The sequence below is a fragment of the Flavobacterium flavigenum genome (genome assembly GCF_027111255.2).
Classification (GTDB): Bacteria; Bacteroidota; Bacteroidia; order Flavobacteriales; family Flavobacteriaceae; genus Flavobacterium; species Flavobacterium flavigenum.
This window is the reverse complement of sequence record NZ_CP114285.2, coordinates 2,238,154-2,260,584: the sequence shown is the minus strand read 5'-3', so window position 1 is coordinate 2,260,584 and position 22,431 is coordinate 2,238,154. Positions and strand designations below refer to the sequence as shown.

The window sequence follows — 22,431 nt, the reverse complement described above, 5'->3', positions numbered from 1 at the left end:
TTTAGATGTATCATGAACATCTACATGAGATTGCCTTTTATGATATTAATTATAGAACTAACTATGTATTGAATTCCTATAGCAATTACAATAAAACCAATTATTCTTGAAATAGCGACAATACCTGAAGCTCCTAAAATACGTGCCAAATAGTGAGCACTCTTCAGGATAATAAAAATTGCAATTGAAATTGCCAAAATTGCTAAACTTGAAATAATTATTTCTTCAATTTCATGGTGTTCCTGATAAAAAGCAATTAATAAAGAAATAGAGCCTGGTCCTGCCAGCATCGGAATTGCTAATGGCGTCAATGCAATATCATTTCTCTTTTGAGCGTCGTTTTCAATCTTTTTATTAATTCCTCTTTTCTTGCTGATTTTTCCTGACAACAATGAAAACCCTGAATTTAAAATCACTAGCCCGCCGGCAATACGAAGTGCGTCAATACTGATTCCGAAAAAAGTGAGTACATATTGTCCAATAAAGAATGATACAATTAAAATGATGAAAACATTAATAGCGGTCCATAATGAAATTCTGGATCGTTCACTGTCGGTATCATCATGAGTAAGGCCTACAAAGATAGGAACAGTACCAATTGGATTTAAAACAGAGAAAAGGGCAGCGAATAAATAAATGAATAAATCCATAATGTGTTTAGTTGGGAGAGTAAAAGTAATTAAATTTTAAGATTTTACTCTAAAATGATGTTAGGATATTGTTTAATTCTTCTTTGTGTCTCTAAATGAATAACAAGCGGGAAATTCGGCCTTTTTAATTACTTTTGTACTATATTCAGAAATAATGAAAAATAAAAAAACTTTAGTTCTCGGTGCTACAACAAAACCGCAACGTTATGCTTTTAGAGCAATAAATATGCTTACTCAAAAAGGACATACTGTTTTGGCAATAGGTCAAAATGCCGGAGAAGTTGCGGGAGTAAAAATTCATACTAAAGCCATTCCTGTTACAAATATAGATACAGTCACTTTGTATTTAAATCCGGTTCGTCAGCGTGATTACTATAATTATATTGTGGAGGCACAGCCTAAACGGGTAATTTTTAATCCCGGTACTGAAAATCCTGAGTTATACCAGTTACTTGAACTTAACAATATCAAAGTCGAAGTTGCCTGTACACTAGTTTTATTAGCAACAAATCAATATTAGTTTTTTTAGAAGCTGTTTCCTGCTGTACACTTTATCTTTTTCGCCGAACCCCGGCACAAAAGGATGCCGTTTCCATCAGGGCTAGAAATATTATCAACCACAACTTTTTGGCTTTTAAGAGTATTAAAGTTTTAAAAACACTTAATTGTTTAAAGCATTACCTTTGTTTTCATGGAATTTTCATCAAAATTAATAGAAAAAGCAGTCAGCGAAATGTCCCAGTTGCCAGGAATAGGTAAGCGTACGGCCTTGCGTTTGGTCCTTCATCTGTTAAAACAGCCAAAAGAACAAACAGTTTTTTTGTCTCAGGCATTATTAAATATGCGAGAGGATATTAAATTTTGCGAAAATTGTCATAATATTTCTGATACAAAAGTTTGTGAAATTTGTGCCAATTCAGCAAGAAATCATCAGACTATTTGTGTTGTTGAAGATATAAGAGATGTAATGGCTATTGAAAATACAGGGCAATATAAAGGGATTTATCATGTTTTAGGAGGTAAGATTTCTCCAATTGAAGGAGTTGGACCGAGCCAGTTAAATATAACGACTCTTGTTGAAAAGGTAAAATTGGATAAAGTTGTCGAAATTATTTTTGCATTAAGTTCAACGATGGAAGGAGATACCACAAATTTTTATATCTATAAACAAATTGCTGATTCTGATATTGTAATTTCTACAATAGCAAGGGGGATTTCAGTAGGAGATGAATTAGAATATGCTGATGAAGTCACGCTTGGGAGAAGTATTTTACAACGTATACCTTTCGAAAAAACTTTCAAAAACAATTAGATAAATACAACTTAAGCAAGATTTCCTGATGATTACAGGAATAGTTATATTTGCTTATAAAATTTTAAAAATGACAAAAAACTGTTTTTATTTATTACTAATTAGTACGCTTTTTACATCATGTATTCCTATAAAAGATTTAGTGTATTTGCAGGATAAAGGGAATGCCGGAAATGAGAATACAGTTTCTGCAGTTGAATCAAAGCCTTATAGATTACAGGTTAACGATGTTTTAAATGTGGATATTAAAGCAATTGATCCTAAATTAGTTGCTATTTTTAAAGCTTCTGAAAATGAAAATAGTAGCGGAGGTAAATCCGAATCACAATTATATTTTAACGGTTTTACAGTTGATGATCATGGTAATATAAGAATGCCAATTTTAGGAGAAATAAACGTAATTGGATATACGCTTGAAGAAGTACGAATCAAAATTGAAAAAAAACTACTTGAGGAGTATTTTAAAACAGAAGCAAATATATTTGTTACCGTAAAATTATCAGGTTTCAGGTATACTATAAACGGCGAAGTAGGGAGCACAGGAACTAAAATAATATTTAAAGAAAATGTAAATATTATGGAAGCAATTGCAAATGCTGGTGATATTACTACTGTTGGTAATAGAAAAGCGGTTACTATAATACGACAGACGCCTACAGGTGTACAGATGAATGATATTGATCTGACAGATGCAAATGTGATGAAATCCCCTTATTATTATTTGCAGCCTAATGATTATGTTTATGTAAAGCCATTAAGGCAAAAAACTTGGGGAACAGGACAAACCGGTATTCAGTCAATAGGAACTATAATAACTTTATTGTCATTGGCAACAACGGTATATTTGATTATCAAAAATTAAACGGGACTCAAAAGATGTTAGATATAAAAGATTTTTCCATTTTTGAAAATCATACAGGTTTCGATTTTAAAGGCTTTCTCCTCAAAATTTTTGGCTATTGGAAATTGTTTTTAGTAAGCTTAATTATTGCGTTTACCATAGCGTATCAGGTTAATATTCGAAAAGAAAAGATTTACAGCATGAAAACTTTAATTTCGATTAAAGAAGAAAGTAATCCTTTTTTTACTTCCAATACAAGTTTGGTTTTTAACTGGGGAGGTATTTCAGATCAGGTAAGCGGTATTTCTACTATTCTACAATCAAGATCGCACAACGAATTGGTAGTAGATAAATTACAGTATTATATAGATTATCTTCAAAAAGGGGATTATAACATGGTTGATGTATATGGTTCTGTTCCTTTTTATGTTAATATTGATAAAACAAAACCGCAGTTAGCCGGAACTTTAATTAGTATTAAGTTTTTGACTCCAAACGAATACCAAATCAGAATTCCGTTTGAGAATAATTCGGTTTCTCTATTTACTTATGCTGATAACAGTTATAGTAATACAACTGTTCAACCTATTGAATTTATTAAAAAATATAAAGTTGGAGAAAAGGTTGTGTTGCCATTTTTAAACTGGAAGCTGGAAATAAATGATAATCCTGGTTTTTATACAGGGAACGAATATTTTATAAAGTTTAATGATTTTGATGCCACAGTTTCAAGATATAGAGGAATCGGGGTTGAAGCAGATGAAAAAGCTGGTTCAATTTTGACGCTATCGTTACAGGGAACAAATAAAGCAAGAATGGTGGAATATTTAAATTCAACTGTTGAAATGCTGATAAAAAATCAGTTAGATGCTAAAAATCAATTTGCTACAAATACTATAAGTTTTATTGATAGTACTCTCGTTGCAATGGAATCTCAATTAAAAGAAACCGGAAATGAGCTTAAATCTTTTAGAAAAGATAAAAATATATATGAGATAGAAGAAGGGGGAGGAAAGGTTTCGGAGAAGATCCTTAATTTTGATGTTGAAAGAGATGCAGTCACTCGTAAAATTGCGTACTACAATTCTTTAAAAGCATATTTAAAAAACAGTAATGATTATTCAAAGTTGCCGGCACCTTCCGTTGCAGGAATTGAAGATCCTAATGTTGTTACAAACGTTTCGAAACTTATTGGATTGTCTGCACAGAGATCTGAAATGTCTTATGCTGTAAAAAGTGATAAAATTTTTAAAGATTTTGACAATCAAATGATTGCTGTGAAAAATGTTTTACTTGAAAACATAGCAACAGCAAAGTCATCTTTACAATATGATTTATCGTTGGTTAGTAATAAAATTAGCGAAGCGGAGAGTACTATTAAAAAACTACCGGAAGAACAACAAGAATTATTGAAAATCAAAAGAAAATATGATTTAAGTGATAATATTTACGCTACGTTTCTCCAAAAAAGAAATGAAGCCGAGATTGTAAAAGCATCTAATTTATCCGATATACATTTTATAGATAGTGCAAAAGATATTGGTGGAGGTTTGATTGGTCCGAAAACTTCTGTGAATTACGTGTTAGCTTTATTTTTAGGTATCCTTTTACCTTTAATTATTGTTTTCCTGCTTTTTTTTATTAATAATACAATTCAAAATACTGAAGATATTAGCACTCAAACCCATATTCCATTAATTGGAGTTGTTGGTATCAATAAAGAAAATACCAGTTTAGCAGTTTTTCAAAAACCTAAATCAGCATTATCAGAAGCTTTTAGAGGCATTCGTTCGTCTCTGCAGTTTATGTATAAAAAAAGGCAATTAGACGGAGCAAAAACATTAATGCTCACTTCATCAATCAGTGGGGAAGGAAAGACATTCTGCTCAATTAATATTGCAACTGTTTTTGCACTTAGCGAGAAAAAGACAGTGATTATAGGAATGGATTTAAGAAAGCCCAGATTGGCAGACGAATTCAATTTGGTAAACCAATATGGGGTTGTCAATTATTTGATAAAGCAAAAAACGCTCAATGAAATAGTAAATAAAACTCAGATTCCATATCTTGATGTTATTCTTTCAGGACCAATTCCCCCTAATCCTTCAGAATTAATTATAAGTGAAGTAATGGGCGAATTAATCGATGAACTTAAAAAAACATATGATTACATAATACTTGATACGCCTCCTGTTGGACTTGTTTCTGATGCATTAGAATTGATGCAGTATAGTGATGTGACACTGTATGTTGTTAGGCAAAATTATTCGAAAAAAGAAATGATCACATTATTAAATAACCGAGTTAAAAGAGGTGAATTAAGTAATATTAGTATTGTTTTGAACGGTTTTGAAAATAAGGCTAAGTATGGATCAGCCTATGGTTATGGGTATTATGGTAGTTATGGAACATATTCAAATGGGTATCATGAAGAGGAAAAGGAAACAGGTTTTCTTAAAAATATTTTTAAAATATTTAAAAAATAATGATTTAAAGTAGATGAAAGAAAATATTCAAAATACTATTTTAATAACGGGTGGGGCTGGTTTTATTGGTTCTAACCTATGTGAACATTTTTTAAATTTAGGACAAAATGTAATTTGCTTAGATAACTTTTCAACGGGACATCGTCATAATCTAAGTGATTTTATGACAAATCCGAATTTTAAGTTAATTGAAGGCGATATAAGAAATATATCTGATTGTAATTTAGCAGTTCAGGGAGTAGATTATGTATTGCATCAGGCAGCATTGGGTTCTGTACCAAGGTCCATAAATGATCCAATTACTACTAATGAAGTAAATGTTTCGGGTTTTCTGAATATGTTGGTTGCTGCACGTGATGCTAAAGTAAAACGATTTGTCTATGCAGCAAGTTCTTCTACTTATGGAGACTCTGAAGAAATGCCTAAAGTAGAAGATGTAATCGGCAAGCCATTGTCCCCTTACGCAATCACTAAATATATAAATGAACTATATGCTGAAATTTTTAGTAAAACATACGGATTCGAAACAATTGGTTTGCGTTATTTTAATGTTTTTGGAAGAAGACAAGATCCAAAAGGTGCTTATGCTGCAGTAATTCCTAAATTTGTAATGCAATTAATGAATTATGAAAGCCCTGTAATTAATGGTGATGGGAATTATTCAAGAGATTTTACTTATATTGATAATGTAATTCAGATGAATGATTTAGCAATTTCGTCTAAAAATCCTAAGGCAATTAATACTGTTTATAATACAGCATTTGGAGAAAGAAATACTTTGAACGATTTAGTTGGATATTTGAAAAAATATTTAGGAGAATTTGATTCAAAAATAGCAGATGTTGCAATTGTTTATGGTGAAAACCGAGTTGGAGACATTCCACATTCGTTAGCAAGTATAGAAAAAGCAAAAATAATTTTAGGATATAATCCTGAATATTCACTTGAAGAGGGATTAAAAGAAGCAGTTAATTGGTATTGGGATAATTTAAAATAAAGGAATACATAAAAAAATATGAAAATCACAAAAATTTGTTGCATCGGTGCAGGTTATGTAGGAGGTCCTACGATGGCAGTAATTGCGCAAAAATGCCCACATATTCAAGTAACTGTTGTTGATTTGAATGAACAGAGAATTAAAGACTGGAGTGATCCAAATACAGATAATATTCCAATTTATGAGCCGGGTCTTTCTAAAATTGTAGCTGAAGCTAGAGGTAGAAATCTCTTCTTTTCTACTGATGTAGATAAGGCTATAGATGAAGCAGAGGTTGTTTTTATATCAGTGAATACGCCAACCAAAACTTATGGAAAAGGTAAAGGAATGGCTGCTGATCTGAAATATATAGAATTATGTGCAAGGCAAATAGCCAGAGTTTCTAAAAATAATAAAATAGTTGTCGAAAAATCAACTTTGCCCGTTCGTACTGCAGAAGCTATAAAAAGCATTTTAGATAGTACTGGAAATGGTGTACAATTCCAAATTCTTTCTAATCCCGAATTTTTGGCAGAAGGAACTGCCGTTGCTGATTTATTAAATCCCGATAGAATTCTTATAGGAGGGGATTCAACTCCAGAAGGAGATGATGCGATTAATGCTTTAGTTGATGTTTATGCAAATTGGGTAAGCCGGGATAAAATTTTAACAACAAATGTTTGGTCCTCTGAATTGTCTAAACTTACAGCAAATGCTTTTTTAGCTCAACGGATTTCGTCAATTAATGCAATGTCTGAACTGTGTGAGAAAACTGGTGCAGATGTAAATGAAGTAGCTCGTGCTATAGGAATGGATAGTCGTATTGGTGCTAAATTTTTAAAGGCTTCAGTCGGATTTGGAGGTTCTTGTTTTCAAAAAGATATTTTAAATTTGGTTTATATAGCTAAATCTTATGGATTAAACGAAGTTGCTGATTACTGGGAACAGGTGATCATTATGAATGATTATCAAAAAAGAAGATTTTCAAATAAAATTGTTCAGACTTTATACAATACTGTCGCTGATAAAAAGATAACTTTTTTAGGCTGGGCATTTAAAAAAGATACAAATGACACTCGTGAATCTGCTGCAATATATGTTGCTGATGATTTGATTAATGAACAGGCTAAAATCTCAGTTTATGATCCAAAGGTGCCGAAGAATAAAATTTTAAGTGACTTAGATTATTTAGATACAAGGAAATCTTCAGAAAATGCAGATGCTATTCTAACATTTGAAGACGCTTATGAAGCATGCAAGGAAGCACATGCAATTGCGATTCTTACTGAATGGGATGAATTTACCACATATGATTGGCAAAAAATATATGATTACATGCAAAAGCCTGCTTTTGTTTTTGACGGAAGAAATATATTAAATGCAAATGAATTAAAGACTATTGGTTTTGTTTACAATGGAATAGGTTCTTAATAAGTTAATCGGATGAATTGGTATGTAGTTTATACGAAACCTAAATGGGAAAAAAAAGTAGCAGAAAAACTTAACGAAATAGGTATAGAATGCTACTGTCCTTTAATTACTCAGATAAAGCAATGGTCAGACAGAAAGAAAAAAGTCGAAATTCCTCTTTTTAATTCTTATGTTTTTGTTCAATTGCCAGATAAAGACAGGAATTCTGTTTTTCAAGTTGCAGGAGTTGTCCGTTATTTATTTTGGTTAGGCAAAGCGGCAATTGTTCGAAATGAAGAAATTACAGCTATCAAAAAAAGCCTTTCAGATACCAATATTTCAGATGTTTGTTTGGTGCCCTATAAAAAAGGGGATAAAATAAAATTAGAAACAGGAGTTTTTAGTAATCAGGATGCTGTAGTTCAGGAAGTAACAAATACTCATTATATTCTAGTTTTAGAATCTTTAGGATGTGTATTAAAGATTAAATACAAAAAAGAAGTTTTATGATCAAAAAAGAAAAATTATTTATTTAAAGGTTTTTTGGAGTTGTTTGATTGACGCAAAGTTTAAAAAAAGCAGAAATAACTTATTTAGTTGTTTTTGCTTTTTTTTTGTTTTTTGTTTTTTTTGATTGTTGACTTATAGGTATTTAGGTTTCATTTTATTTTTTGATTAACTATAAGACAATTTCTAGGTTGATAAAATTGAGTTATTGTACTATATTTGCTGAAATTGAATTCTGCAAGATTCATGTCATTAAATGTGACTGTGAATAGCGAAGCCGTGCAATGTGATAAACGAAATTAAGGAAAAATATGAATAATAACATGAAAATAGCCGTTATAGGATTAGGTTATGTAGGTTTACCTTTGGCACGTTTATTTGCTACAAAATATCCTGTAGCTGGATTTGATATTAATGAATCAAGAGTTGTAAATTTAAAACAAGGTATAGATACTACATTAGAAGTTGATAATGCTATTTTATGTGATGTATTAGTTAATAACTTAAGCGAAAAAAAGGGACTATATTGCACTTCAGATTTAAAAAATATTTCAGATTGTAATTGTTTTATAATAACGGTTCCAACTCCGGTAGATAAAAATAATCGTCCTGATTTAACACCTTTGTATAAAGCCAGTGAGGCAGTAGGTAAGGTATTAAAGCAAGGTGATATTGTTATATATGAATCAACAGTGTATCCTGGTGTGACAGAGGAGCAATGTGTTCCTGTTTTAGAAAAAGTATCAGGGTTAAAATTCAATGAGGACTTTTTTGCAGGATATTCGCCAGAGAGAATTAATCCTGGTGATAAAGAACACACTGTAGAGAAAATTTTGAAAATAACTGCCGGATCCACACCCGAGATAGGTTTAAAAGTAGATGCACTTTATAAATCTGTTATTACTGCCGGAACTTATCTTGCTCCAACAATAAAGGTTGCTGAAGCAGCGAAGGTCATTGAAAATTCACAGCGGGATATTAATATCGCTTTTGTTAATGAACTTGCAAAAATATTCAACCTGATGAATATCGATACACAAGAAGTTTTAGCTGCTGCTGCTACAAAATGGAATTTCCTTCCTTTTAAGCCAGGTTTAGTTGGGGGGCATTGCATAGGTGTTGACCCTTATTATTTGGCTCAGCGTGCACAAGAATTTGGATATCATCCTGAAATAATTTTGGCAGGACGCCGTTTAAATGACAGTATGGGCGAATACATAGCATCCCAGGTAGTAAAATTAATGATAAAAAAAGGTATTTCAGTAAATCATGCTGAACTGTTGATGTTAGGAATTACTTTTAAAGAGAACTGTCCGGATGTTCGAAATACTAAAATTGTTGACGTTATAAGAGCATTAAAAGAATATGGAATTTCCGTTACAATATATGATCCCTTAGCAAATACTGAAGAGGTTGAAAAAGAATACGGACTAAAGACTACCAATGTTTTACCAAAGTACAAATTTGATGCTATAGTTTTAGGAGTTGCACATTCAGAATTTTTAAAGATAAATTTTCTGGAAATTCAAAAAGCAAATGGTTTAATATATGATGTAAAAGGAGTTTTAGGAACTATAGCAGATAATAGATTATAGTTTTGAACTCTTTTTTATTTAGATAAAATATGGACGAAAATAATTTAATTACACATGTTATTCTAACCGGAGGTGTAGGTAGCAGATTATGGCCTCTTTCCCGTAAAAGCCAGCCTAAACAATATTTGGAAATATTTGAAGGAAAATCTTTATTTGAAATGACTGTTGAACGAAATAGTTACTTAGCAAATAAGGTAATGGTGGTTGGGAATGTTGGGAATCATCATTTAAGCGGTAAGGTAATGGACAAATCTAAAACTTCATATATCAATATAGTTGAAGCTACTCCCAGAAATACTGCTGCAGCAATTGCATTTGCAGCTTTTGCCTCGAATCCGGATGATATATTAATAGTCACTCCGTCAGATCATATTATTGATAAAATGGAGGATTATACTAATGCCATAAATCAGGCGATTTTAAAAGCTAAGGAAGGTTTTGTTGTAACTTTTGGTATCATTCCAACCAAACCAGAAACGGGTTACGGATATATTGAGTCAAAAGGGGATAAAGTGATTTCATTTAGAGAAAAACCAAATGAAACAACTGCTAAAGATTTTATTGCAAAAGGTAATTTTTTATGGAATAGTGGAATGTTTTGCTTTAAAGCTAGTGTACTTTTGGATGAATTAAAACAATTTCAGCCTGACGTATTTGAAAAATCCAAAGTAGTTTGGGAATCAAATAGAGAAGGTTTTTTAGATTTAGATGCATCTCTGGAAATTCCATCAATTAGTATAGATTATGCTGTCATGGAACGTAGCAAAAAAATTAAAGTTGTTCCGGCATCATTCTCCTGGTCAGATTTAGGTTCGTTTGAATCAGTTTATGATTATTTGGTTTCTAAAGGACATCCAGTTGATAAAGATGGTAATATGGTTATAGGCAGTGATAAGCATACTACTTTCCTGGGATTAAAAAATATAATTTTTGTTTATACAGATACGGCTAATTTAATTTTACAAAAGGAAAATTCTCAGGATGTAAAAGATATATATACCGAATTAGAAAGACAAAATTCTAAATTATTAAATTAAAAAATTAGATTCAAAATGAAAAAGATTCTTATAACAGGTGGTGCTGGATTTATTGGTTCACATGTGGTCAGACGTTTTGTAAATAAATATCCAGAATATCAAATTTACAATTTAGATGCTTTAACTTATGCCGGGAATCTGGAAAACATTAAAGATATAGAAAACAAACCTAATTATAATTTTATAAAAGGTGATATTGTTGATGAAGTTTTTATTAATGAACTTTTTTCAATTCATAATTTTGAAGGCGTACTTCACTTGGCGGCAGAATCTCATGTTGACAGATCAATCGAAGATCCATTGGCATTTGTAAAAACAAATGTTATCGGCACAATGAACTTGCTTAATGCGGCAAAAAAACAATGGAGAGAAAATTTTGAGGGAAAAAGATTTTATCATATAAGTACAGATGAAGTCTATGGTTCTCTAGGGAATGAAGGACTTTTTACTGAAACTACTGCGTATGACCCTAATTCTCCATATTCAGCGTCAAAAGCAAGTTCAGACCATTTTGTAAGGGCTTATGGAGAAACATATGGCTTGCCTTATGTTTTAACAAACTGTTCAAATAATTATGGGTCATATCACTTCCCTGAAAAACTAATACCTCTTTTTATCAATAATATTATTAATAATAAACCATTGCCTGTTTATGGAGATGGAAATTATACTCGTGACTGGCTCTTTGTAGAGGATCATGCTATTGCAATTGATTTAGTTTTTCATGAAGGAAAAAATCACGAAACGTATAATATCGGAGGTTTTAATGAGTGGAAAAATATTGATTTGGTTAAATTATTATGCCAGATTATGGATGAAAAATTAGGAAGGGAAAAAGGTAAATCTGAAGAATTAATTACGTATGTAAAAGATAGGCCGGGTCATGATTTGCGTTATGCAATTGATGCCTCTAAAATCAATAAAGAACTTGGATGGAAGCCCTCTGTAACTTTTGAAGAGGGATTGGAAAGAACTATTAATTGGTATTTGAATAATGAAGAATGGTTAAAAAACGTTACTTCTGGTTCCTATAAAGAGTATTATGAAAAACAATATTCACAAACAAAATAGAATTTTTAAACAATACTTAAGTTTAATTATTATTTAAATATGAAAAAAATAACATACGTTCTTACCCTGTTTTTTGCTTTACTATTATCCTATAACGCAAATGCCCAGGATATAATGAAGTCGAAAGATTTAAGCACAGTAAAAGTAGATTATTTGTCTGATGATGAAATAGCTAAGATAATTTCTCAATTAAAGGCCAATAATGCTACAATTAATGATGCGGAACCTATGGCTTTGTCAAAAGGAATGAGTCAGGCTGAATTTGATAAGTTAAGAACTCGAATTACAGCATATGAGAAAAAAAACTCTGGAGAGAAGGATAAAAATAGCAAGGATACAAAAAGTAATGATAAATTAAAAGATCCGGATAAAAATTCGGAGTTTGGAAGAAATCAGGAAAAAATCAAAAACGAAAAAATCAAAGATTCACTAAACGCTTTGATTTTCGGATCAGAACTATTTGATAATCCGACTTTAAATTTCGAGCCAGATTTAAAAATGGCAACACCAGTCAATTATGTTCTGGGTCCGGGTGATAAATTGGAAGTAAGCGTTTATGGCGTTCAGCAATTTGATGATACTGTACCAGTAAATTTTGAAGGTAAAATTTCAATTCAGAATGTTGGGCAAATTGCAGTAACAGGAATGTCAATTGAAGCTGCCTCACAAAAAATAAAAGCTGCAATTGCAAGGGTTTATAGTACGGTTCGATCTGGACAATCTCACGTTAGTGTCACTTTAAGTGATATAAGAACTATTAAAGTGACGATTGTTGGAGGTAAGCAACCTGGTAATTACTCTATTTCCTCTCTCGCTTCTGTTTACAATGCATTGCATTTAGCTGGTGGTCCAGATAAAAATGGCAGTTATAGAAATATCGAATTGATCCGAAATAACAAGGTTTATAAAAACATCGATATCTATAAGTTTTTAGTCAAAGGAGATCAATCAGATAATGTAAGCCTGAAAGATAATGATGTAATAAGAATTCCTGCATATAGCCAAAGAGTTGTAGTTGAAGGCGAAGTTAAACGTCCAGGTATATTCGAAATGAAAAAGGGAGAAACATTTACTGATTTATTGAGTTTTACTTCCGGTTTCAATGAGTTTGCCTACACAGCTTCAGTAAATGTTTTGCAAAAAACAGGAAAAGAGTTTAAGGTTCATGATATTAATGAAAGCGAGTTTTCTACATATCTACCTAAATCGGGAGATGTTTTTAGAGTCACTAAAATTTTGAACCGTTTTGAAAACCGTATTAAAATAGAAGGAGCCGTTTTTAGACCAGATTATTATTCTTATAATGATGGAATGAGGATTTCAGATCTTATTGCAAGGGCAGAAGGGCTTAAAGAAGATGCTTATACTAAAAGAGCCAGAATTATTCGTTTAAAATCTGATTTAACAACAGAAATAGTAAATGTTAATTTAGAAGACGCTTTATCAGGAGATTTAAATGCTGATATAGAATTAAAAAGAGAAGACGAAGTTACCGTATATTCAATTCTGGATTTTAGGGAAGAATACAAAGTTACTATTGATGGAGAAGTAAAGAATCCAGGAGAATATGAATACTATGAAAATTTAACATTAAATGATTTAGTTGCTCAGGTTGGTGGTTTAACTGGCTCTGCTTCAAAAAGAGTAGAAATTGCAAGGATGATAAAATCCGATGAAATTGATGATGCTAATCCGAAACGTGTAGAATTAGTAGAATTAGAAATTACAGCTGATAATAATGAGCAGGTAAAAAACTTTGTTTTAAAACCGTTTGATGTAATAAATATCAGAAGAATGGCGGTTTTTGAAAAGCCACAAATGGTTACCATTAGTGGAGCAGTTGCTTATCCGGGGAAATACGTATTAGCAAATAAAAAAGAGTCTGTTTATAACATAATAATGCGTGCAGGCGGCTTAACATCTGTAGCTAATTTAGAAGGATTGAAAATTAAGAGACCTATTAAGCAAGAACAAATAGATGATTTAAAAAGAGTTGACCTTAATTTGTCTAAATCAGATACTGTAAAAGAGAACCTCACTAAGAAATTAAAAGAAGAATTAAAATACGTAACTATTCCTTTAGATTGGAATAAAATAGTGAAAGATAAACGACATTATTCTAATGTTACCTTATTTCCAGAAGATGAGATAGAAGTTACTACTTTTAACGAGGGAGTGAAAGTTACAGGAAGCGTTTTACTCTCTTCGGAGATTCCATACAGAAAGGGAAAGGGGTTCAGGTACTATATAAATTCAGTTGGAGGTGTTGATAGTAAGGGCTGGAAGAAAAAAGCTTATATTATCTATCCAAATGGAAAAGCAGCAGTAACAGGTTCGTTTTTATTCTTTAGATCCTATCCTAATGTTACGCCGGATTCCCAGATTGTTGTTCCCGAAAAACCGGAAACTAAGAAAATGAGTACTGGAGAATGGGTAAGTATTGGTAGCGTCTTAACTAGTCTGGCATTATTAATTGTAACAGCTTTTAAATAAAATTAATATGAATAATCAGTCAGTTAGCAACGACGAAATTTCATTGAAAGAATTAATCCAAAAGGGAAAAGAATGGTGGGATTATTTATTGTCTCAATGGAAAATTATTTTAATTGCAGGTTTTATTGGAGGAGGGCTAGGTTTAGCTTATTCTTTTTCAAAAAAACCAATTTATACAGCGACTTTGACATTTGCATTGGAAGATGAAAAATCTGGAGGAGGTCTGGGAGGCGCCTTGGGCTTGGCCAGTTCTTTTGGGTTTGATCTTGGTGGAGGTGGAGGAAGCATATTTACAAGTTCTAACCTGACTGAGCTCTTTAAATCTCGTACAATGGTTGAAAAGACACTGCTTACTCCAGTAAATGTAAATGGGAAAGTGATTTCTTTGGCCGAAATGTATATTCAAAATAATAAATGGAGAAGTAAATGGAATGATAATCCGAAATTTAAGAATATTCAGTTTTTGCCTACCGCTAATCGTAATTACTTTACCAGAGTACATGATAGTATATTGGGGATAATATATCAAAATTTGTCTAAGGGTTCTTTGTCCGTAGCTCAAAAAGATAAAAAGATAGCAATTATTTCAATGGATGTAAGTTCTGATAATGAATTATTTTCACTCTATTTTTGTGAAGCTCTTGCTAGACAGGTTGGTGAATTTTATGTTGATACAAAAAGCAAAAAAGCTCGTATGAATATGGAAATTTTAGAACATCAGGTGGATTCTGTTCGTACAGCATTAAATACAGCAATTACGGGAGTAGCTGTTGCGAATGATAATACTTTTAATTTGAATCCAGCTCTGAATGTGCGCAGAGCTCCTTCTGCAAGGAGACAGGTCGATGTTCAGGCTAATACTGCCATACTTACAGAATTAGTTAAGCAATCTGAATTAGCAAAAGTTACCTTGCGAAAAGATACACCTTTGATACAGGTTATCGATCGGCCAATTTTGCCATTGCCAAAAGAGAGATTTGGTAAGGTCAAAGGGGTATTATTGGGAGGTATATTGACTGATTTTTTTGTGATATTTTTTTTTATAATAAAAAGAATATGGAGAATGTTAACATCGTAAAAATGTTTTTTGTTTTTAATTATCGACTTATCTAAAAAATTATAATAGAGGCAAAAGTAAAAACCTAATGACTAAGGTCATTCATAATGGACACGCATAACCGATTAAGTAAAGTAATTGAATTATTTTAAATTAAAATCATCTATTTTGGAGTTTGAAGCTCATGAGAGGTTAAAGAAATAAAAAAATTAAATAAGTTTTATAAAGGTAAATTTCAATTATGTTCAAAGATAAAATATTATTAATTACAGGCGGTACAGGTTCTTTCGGTAATGCAATGTTAAAAGGGTTTTTAAACTCTGATTTAAAAGAAATACGAATATTTTCTAGAGATGAGAAAAAGCAAGAAGACATGCGTATTCATTACAAAAATGACAAGTTAAATTTTGTTATTGGCGATATTAGAGACTTTAATAGTATCAATGCAGCTATGAATGGAGTAAATTTTGTTTTCCATGCTGCAGCATTAAAGCAAGTGCCTTCTTGTGAATTTTATCCAATGCAGGCAGTTCAAACTAATATAATTGGAGCTGAAAATGTATTAGAAGCAGCAGCTCGAAATAATATTGAAAGATTAGTCGTACTTAGTACGGATAAAGCAGTTTATCCTATTAACGCTATGGGAATTTCAAAGGCTTTTATGGAAAAATTAGCAGTTTCTAAAGCAAGAGATTTAAGAGTAAAAAATATAGATGCAATCTATACAGCAACTCGTTATGGTAATGTAATGTGTTCTCGAGGTTCAATAATACCTTTATTTGTAAAGCAAATAAAAGAAGGTAAACCGTTAACGATTACTAATCCAAAGATGACAAGATTTATGATGTCCTTGAATGATTCTGTGGATTTAGTAATGTTTGCTTTTTTGAAGGGAAATCCAGGAGATATTTTTGTACAAAAATCACCAGCTTCAACGATTGAAGATTTAGCACAGGCTTTAAAGGAATTGTTTAGTGCAGAAAATGAGATTAAAATTATAGGAGAACGTCATTCTGAAAAAATGTATGAGACTTTATGTGCCAAAGAAGAAATGGCAAAGGCTGACGATTTAGGAAACTTTTATAGGATTCCTGCAGATTTCAGAGATTTGAATTATACAAAGTATGTTCAAGAGGATGGTCCAAAGTTAGTCAGTGGAGAATATAACTCAGATAATACAACGAGACTAAGTGTAGAAGAACTGAAAAAATTGCTTCTTACACTAGATTATGTTCAAGATGAATTAGCCTCTCATAATCAATAATTTTATATTTATGCTACCATTAGTAAAAACAAGTATACCAGACCGTGAAATTTTAATGCCAAGGCTCGAACAAGTTTTGTATAGTGGTTATGTTGCTCAAGGAGATGTAGTAGAAGAATTTGAAAGAAAATTTGAAGAGTATATAGGTGGCGGTAACACCTTATCATTAAATTCCGGCACCGCAGCATTACATATAGCTTTAATTTTAACAGGAGTAAAAGAAGGGGATGAAGTTATTAGTACCGCTTTAACAGCCGAGCCAACAAATGTGGCAATAAAAATGGTAGGGGCCAAAGTAAGATGGGCGGATATAGATTATAATACAGGTAATATTTCTGCAGATTCAATAGAAAAAGCAATTAATCGAAAAACAAAAGCTATTATTGTAGTTGATTATGCAGGGATTCCAGTTGATGTAGAAAGAATTCAAGAATTGTCTACAAAATATAATATTCCTGTAATAGAAGATGCTGCACATGCTCTTGGTGCAAAATATAAAGGTAAAAAAACTGGAAATCATTTTCCCTTTACAGTATATTCGTTTCAGGGGATTAAACATTTGACAACAATTGACGGAGGAGCACTTCAAATTTTGGATGATGACCTATACGAGCAGGGAAAACTAATAAGATGGTTTGGATTGGATAAGAAATTAACTCGTATGGATAATAATATTACTTTTCAGGGGTATAAATATCATATGAATAATGTAAATGCGACTATTGGAATTATTCAATTAGAAAATATTGAAAATTTAGTTCAAAAATACATTTATAATGGAAAATTTTTTGATGAACATTTAAAAGGTATAAAGGGAGTTGAGTTAGTTGAATATTACCCAAATTCAGAGCCTTCATATTGGTTGTACACCTTAAAAGTTGAAGATCGAAATGGATTTATAAAAATGATGGCAGAAAATGGTATAATGGCATCTGAACTTCATAAACGAAATGACTTACATACTTATTTAAACGATTACCGAACGAAACTACCCAATTTAGATTTGTTTTATAGCAAGATGGTGCACATTCCTTGTGGATGGTGGGTTACTGATGAAGATAAGGAAAGAATGGTAACTTTAATAAAACGAGGTTGGTAATGGTTCCTATTTATAAACCTTACATGCCCAAATTTATTGATTCTGAAATAAATGAAATACTTTATTCTGGACAATTAAGTTATGGGAAATATGGAAGAAAGTTTGAGGAGCAATTGAAAGTTTTTATTGGGTGTGAATATTTACTTTCAATTAGTTCCTATAATGTTGCTATGCTAATTGTTTTGTCAACATTTGGTTTGCAATTTGGTGATGAGGTTATTGCTAGTCCAGTAAGTTGTTTGGCTTCCAATCAGCCTTTCGCGGTAAAAGGATTAAAAGTAGTATGGGTGGATGTTGATCCAAAAACAGGTAGTATGTGTCCAGACGATCTCAAATCTAAAATTACAAAAAATACTAAAGCTATTTTTCACAATCATTTTTGTGGTTATTTGGGAGATATAGATGCAATTAATTCAATTGGTAAGGAGTTCGGTATACCTGTGGTTGATGATGGTATCGAAGCTTTTGCTTCTCAGTACAAAGGCAATAAATTGGGAAATGTGGGAACAGATGTTACTGTTTTTTCTTTTCAAACGGTTAGATTGCCTAATACAATAGATGGAGGTGCAATCGTTTTTAAAGACAAGGAGCTTTATGAAAAAGCCTTATTAATAAGAGATTATGGTATTGATAGAAAAAATTTTAGAACAATTAATGGAGAAATAAATCCTGTTTGTGATATTAAACTAGAGGGTTATGCAGGTTTGATGAGTGAATTAAATTCTTTCATTGGAGCAAAACAGATGGATGAAATTGAAAAGTTATTGACCCTGCAGAAAAATAATGCTGAAACTTGGAATAAAAAAATAGCAGAGTGTGATACAATTTATTCATTGAAATTAACAGCAAATACAATTCCTAATTATTGGGTTTATGGTACTTTATGTAAAAATAAACCTGAAGCTATTCAAAATTTCAAAAAAAATGGCTTTTATGCAACTGGAGTACATATTAACAATAATCTTTACTCGATTTTTCAAGATAAAAACTCTTTAAGAGGTGTTAACCAATTTATGGATCAATTTGTTGCAATTCCTAGTGGTTGGTGGTTAAATATTACTGATATATGAAATTCAATTTTTGTACACAATCTCAATTAACTGAGCAAAATTTAAAAAGTATTGTTAACTTAAAGAAAAAGCATTGGGATTATTCAGAGGAAGAGCATAAAAGATGGATTAACAACAATATTAACGGAGAAGATATTCATGTACTGATGTTTCAAAATGAGATTCTTATAGGTTATTTAAATTTAATTCATGCAGAGGTGATTTTGAATAATGAAGGACATTTTTTTTTAGGAATTGGAAATGTATGTTCTTTAGAAAAAGGATTAGGGTATGGTAAAGAACTATTAGTTGGGATGCAAAAGTATTTAGATCAAAACAATTTTAAAGGAATTTTGTTTTGTAAGGACAATTTAGTTGATTTTTATAACAAATTTGGATGGAAATTGGTTCCTAAAAATAAAATCATTTCTGAAAATTTGAAAAATGTGAATGTAATGTTCTATAACATTGATGACAATATTGAATGTGTTGCTTACAAAGGGAGAAATTTTTAAAAGCATAAGAAATAATAAATTTGTTTAAGTTTGGCATTATACTTTTATTTAAATAGTTTAAAAAAAACTTTGTCTAAGGATAAAGTAGTAGATTTTAAAAGGTTATTTTTAAATCTATCTTTATGTTATGTTTTATGACTCACTCTTTTTATCAAATTATTTTATTTCTCGATTTATAAATATCGTGACTTTTAATTATATCCAGATTAATTTTAACATGAGTACAGTCAATAAAAACATAGCAGCCAATTATATAGGTAAATTATGGAGCTTTGCCTCCATTTTTATTTTTATCAGATTTTATATAGAAATTCTTGGAATACAATCGTATGCGATTATAAATTTTTATGCTGTTATTTTAGGTCTTTTTGCTTTTGCTGATTCTGGTTTGACAGTAACCCTTAATAGAGAACTGGCTAAAGAGAATACTATAGAAAATAAAGCAAATTTATTATTTACTTTCCAGAGAATTTATCTGGGAATATGTACATTGGTAGTGCTATTTATTTTTCTGTTTTCAGACTATATTGGGCATAATTTTTTAAAATCTGACCTTTATACGCCTATTGAAGTCTCTAACTTGATTAAGTTAATAGGTGTAGGGATTGGATTGCAGTTGTTTTCGACTCTATATCAAGGTGGTTTGATGGGACTACAAAAGCAAGTTTTAGTAAATAAAATAAATATAATTTGGAGTCTGTTTAGATCGGGAGTTGTTATTTTTCCATTATTGTTGCTTCCTTCTCTGAAGGTTTATTTCATATGGCAAATTGTTTGTAATTTAGTTTTACTAATTGTTTTTAGAGTAAATCTCTGGAATGAATTAAAAACAGATTCTAAAACTGTTTTTTCTAAAGAGTTGCTTAATACTATTTGGAAATTTGCATTAGGAATGATGGTGATTGCGTTTATATCAGCAATTAATATTCAAATTGATAAATTGGTAACTAGTAAAATTTTGGATTTAAAGTCTTTTGGTTATTATTCTTTAGCGACTACTATATCACAAATACCATTGTTAGTCTCTACACCTATTATTATTGCAATATTTCCTGTTTTTTCTAAGTTAGTTTCAACTAAAAATATTATAGGAAAAATAGCTTATTTTCATAAGTTTGCCTTTATAATTACTATGATTTCTGCTCCAATCGTAGCATGTGTCTTTTTGTATTCTATTCCATTAGTTACTTTATGGACTGGCGATGTAATAATTGCAAATGCAGTTAATACTACGGTTAAGATTTTGGTTATTGGAGGATTTTTTTTATGTCTACAATTAATTCCTTATTACATATCATTAGCAAATGGCCATACAAAAACAAATATTACACTTGGTTTTTTTGGATTGTTTGTTATTATTCCTTTAATAGTTTTTAGTGTTGATAAATACGGAATGGTTGGAGCAAGTTTTCCTTGGATTTTGGTAAATTTCATTTCTCTGGCAATTATGAGTAATGTTATAATTCATAAGTTTTTACCAAATCAATTTTTAAAATGGTTATTCTATGATGTGCTTATTCCAACTTTTATTACAATAGTTACTGTAACGGTTATTTATTTTTCAACTAATGGTTTGGTTGGTAGATATTGGTTTATTATTGACATGTGTTTAATTGGAAGCATATCTCTTATTTTAAATGTTGTAGTTTATAATAAAATTAACCATCAGGAAAAATTAATAAGTTTTAGTTCTCAAATAAAATAATAATAATGGCTAATTCGTCAACAGCTTTGCTATCTATAGTAATAGCTACAAAAAATAGAGAGTTTTATTGTATAGAAACTATCAAATCAATTTTATCTTTTAAATCCGATCTGATTCAAATAGCTATTTCTGATAATAGTGATACAAGACAAGTAGAAGCTTTTGTAGATTCTATATGTAATAAAAACATAGTATATCGTTATAATAATTCAGCTATAAGTTCTATAGATAACTTTAATTATGCTATGGAATTAGCTTCAGGCGAATATGTTATTTTAATAGGCGATGATGATTCAGTACATCCAAAGATTATAGAATTGGTTCACTGGATAAAAGAAAACAATATTGAATCTGTCTGCAGTAAAGATACATTTACATTTTTATGGCCTGGAGCCCATCCTAATTTTCCTAATGGTTTAATCAAGATTCCTAAAATTAATGATTCTTATCATTTAGTTGATCCAAAAAAAGAATTGATTAAACTTTTGAAAAATGGGTTAGTTAATTATTTTTTTTATAATGTTCCTAAATCCTATCATGGGATTATCAAAAAAAGTATCATGGATAAAATTAAGGAAACGACTGGTAATTATTATGGTGCCTTGAGTCCAGATATATTTTCAGCGGTGTGTTTGTCATTAATTCTTAAAAACCATTGTGTTTTAAATTATCCAATTACAATTGCAGGGGTTTGTCCTGCAAGTACTACTTCTGCTCAGATTTTAGGTAACCATTGTGGCGCCTTAGATAAAATGCCACATTTAAAAAATAGAAAAGATAATTATATATGGGATAGCTTGGTTCCAAAAATCTATAGTGTTTCTACAACATGGGGCGACAGCGGATTACACGCTTTGACGTCAATAAAAAGAGATGATTTAAAAAAACATTTTAATTTTTATCCTCTTATATCCCAGACAATTATAATGAATAGGAATTATATTTTTAAATTTTCAATTAAAAAATCTGAAGAATTTAGAATTGAAAGAAAAGTTAATTTTTTTGTATTTTGGATGTTTATAATCTTTTATTCATTTTCGTTAATCTTACAAAAATCAATAAAAACTCTTAAAAGTAATTTTAATAAAAAAAACATTCAATATGCCAATATAAATGGTTTTAGTGATGTTTTTGAAAAAATTGGATTATTATCTTTTTATAATAACAAATAATTAGTCTTTGATGTAATGAAGGTTTTTAATAGATCAGTACAAGTGTTTAGTAAGCAATGTTTTCTTTTTGAAATTATAAAAAAAGTAAATGTTAATTAAGAACTTCACAAAGGATTAAATTAATTCTATATTATTATAAAAACTTAAACAAGGGAATTGAAAATCATTTGTTAATTGTTGGAAATTCAAAAA

Annotated in this window: 19 protein-coding genes; 18 read left to right on the top strand and 1 reads right to left on the bottom strand. The window is 30.7% G+C overall.

The window, feature by feature from the left end; genetic code table 11:
- Positions 1-20: 20 nt before the first annotated feature.
- The gene (locus OZP09_RS09115) at positions 21-650 is read right to left on the bottom strand and encodes a MarC family NAAT transporter (RefSeq protein WP_269237513.1); all 630 of its coding nucleotides are present in this window, start codon (positions 648-650) and stop codon (positions 21-23) included.
- A gap of 154 nt (positions 651-804) precedes the next feature.
- Between OZP09_RS09115 and OZP09_RS09110 the strand changes: the two genes are divergently transcribed.
- From OZP09_RS09110 to OZP09_RS09025, 18 genes are all read left to right on the top strand, one after another.
- Positions 805-1,170: a CoA-binding protein gene (locus tag OZP09_RS09110; protein WP_269237512.1), complete on the top strand. Its 366-nt coding sequence runs from the start codon at positions 805-807 to the stop codon at positions 1,168-1,170.
- 171 nt (positions 1,171-1,341) lie between these two features.
- Positions 1,342-1,962, top strand: coding sequence for a recombination mediator RecR (recR, locus tag OZP09_RS09105; RefSeq protein ID WP_269237511.1), 621 nt, complete (start codon positions 1,342-1,344; stop codon positions 1,960-1,962).
- A gap of 70 nt (positions 1,963-2,032) precedes the next feature.
- A complete protein-coding gene (locus tag OZP09_RS09100; RefSeq protein WP_281310655.1) occupies positions 2,033-2,824 on the top strand; it encodes a polysaccharide biosynthesis/export family protein in 792 nt (263 codons plus the stop codon).
- Positions 2,825-2,838: 14 nt separating this feature from the next.
- Positions 2,839-5,289 carry a GumC family protein gene (locus OZP09_RS09095; protein WP_281310654.1) on the top strand — a complete coding sequence of 817 codons (2,451 nt, stop codon included), beginning with the start codon at positions 2,839-2,841 and terminating at the stop codon, positions 5,287-5,289.
- Between the two features lie 13 nt (positions 5,290-5,302).
- Positions 5,303-6,286, top strand: coding sequence for an SDR family oxidoreductase (locus OZP09_RS09090; RefSeq protein WP_269237510.1), 984 nt, complete (start codon positions 5,303-5,305; stop codon positions 6,284-6,286).
- 18 nt (positions 6,287-6,304) lie between these two features.
- Positions 6,305-7,696: a UDP-glucose 6-dehydrogenase gene (locus OZP09_RS09085; protein ID WP_281310653.1), complete on the top strand. Its 1,392-nt coding sequence runs from the start codon at positions 6,305-6,307 to the stop codon at positions 7,694-7,696.
- Between the two features lie 12 nt (positions 7,697-7,708).
- Positions 7,709-8,185, top strand: a complete 477-nt coding sequence (locus OZP09_RS09080) for a UpxY family transcription antiterminator (protein ID WP_281310652.1) — start codon at positions 7,709-7,711, stop codon at positions 8,183-8,185.
- Between the two features lie 308 nt (positions 8,186-8,493).
- Positions 8,494-9,777, top strand: a complete 1,284-nt coding sequence (locus OZP09_RS09075) for a nucleotide sugar dehydrogenase (protein ID WP_281310651.1) — start codon at positions 8,494-8,496, stop codon at positions 9,775-9,777.
- Positions 9,778-9,806: 29 nt separating this feature from the next.
- Entirely contained in the window at positions 9,807-10,814 is a 1,008-nt protein-coding gene (locus OZP09_RS09070) for a mannose-1-phosphate guanylyltransferase (RefSeq protein ID WP_269237508.1), read from the top strand.
- 15 nt (positions 10,815-10,829) lie between these two features.
- A complete protein-coding gene (gene rfbB / locus OZP09_RS09065; protein WP_281310650.1) occupies positions 10,830-11,885 on the top strand; it encodes a dTDP-glucose 4,6-dehydratase in 1,056 nt (351 codons plus the stop codon).
- 39 nt (positions 11,886-11,924) lie between these two features.
- The gene (locus OZP09_RS09060; RefSeq protein WP_281310649.1) at positions 11,925-14,378 is read left to right on the top strand and encodes an SLBB domain-containing protein; all 2,454 of its coding nucleotides are present in this window, start codon (positions 11,925-11,927) and stop codon (positions 14,376-14,378) included.
- 7 nt (positions 14,379-14,385) lie between these two features.
- A complete protein-coding gene (locus OZP09_RS09055) occupies positions 14,386-15,456 on the top strand; it encodes a Wzz/FepE/Etk N-terminal domain-containing protein (RefSeq protein WP_281310648.1) in 1,071 nt (356 codons plus the stop codon).
- Positions 15,457-15,676: 220 nt separating this feature from the next.
- Complete coding sequence (locus tag OZP09_RS09050; RefSeq protein ID WP_269237504.1) at positions 15,677-16,699, top strand: polysaccharide biosynthesis protein; 1,023 nt, start codon at positions 15,677-15,679, stop codon at positions 16,697-16,699.
- A 10-nt stretch (positions 16,700-16,709) separates the two neighbouring features.
- Positions 16,710-17,798 (top strand): DegT/DnrJ/EryC1/StrS family aminotransferase, encoded by a 1,089-nt coding sequence (locus tag OZP09_RS09045; RefSeq protein ID WP_269237503.1) that lies wholly within the window; start codon positions 16,710-16,712, stop codon positions 17,796-17,798.
- Positions 17,798-18,868 (top strand): DegT/DnrJ/EryC1/StrS family aminotransferase, encoded by a 1,071-nt coding sequence (locus OZP09_RS09040; RefSeq protein ID WP_269237502.1) that lies wholly within the window; start codon positions 17,798-17,800, stop codon positions 18,866-18,868. Before OZP09_RS09045 ends, OZP09_RS09040 begins: the two co-directional genes overlap by 1 nt.
- The gene (locus OZP09_RS09035) at positions 18,865-19,362 is read left to right on the top strand and encodes a GNAT family N-acetyltransferase (RefSeq protein WP_281310647.1); all 498 of its coding nucleotides are present in this window, start codon (positions 18,865-18,867) and stop codon (positions 19,360-19,362) included. The genes OZP09_RS09040 and OZP09_RS09035 overlap by 4 nt, the downstream gene beginning before the upstream one ends.
- Before the next feature lie 217 nt (positions 19,363-19,579).
- The gene (locus tag OZP09_RS09030; protein ID WP_281310646.1) at positions 19,580-21,067 is read left to right on the top strand and encodes a lipopolysaccharide biosynthesis protein; all 1,488 of its coding nucleotides are present in this window, start codon (positions 19,580-19,582) and stop codon (positions 21,065-21,067) included.
- Positions 21,068-21,072: 5 nt separating this feature from the next.
- The gene (locus tag OZP09_RS09025; RefSeq protein ID WP_281310645.1) at positions 21,073-22,239 is read left to right on the top strand and encodes a glycosyltransferase family 2 protein; all 1,167 of its coding nucleotides are present in this window, start codon (positions 21,073-21,075) and stop codon (positions 22,237-22,239) included.
- Positions 22,240-22,431 lie beyond the last annotated feature (192 nt).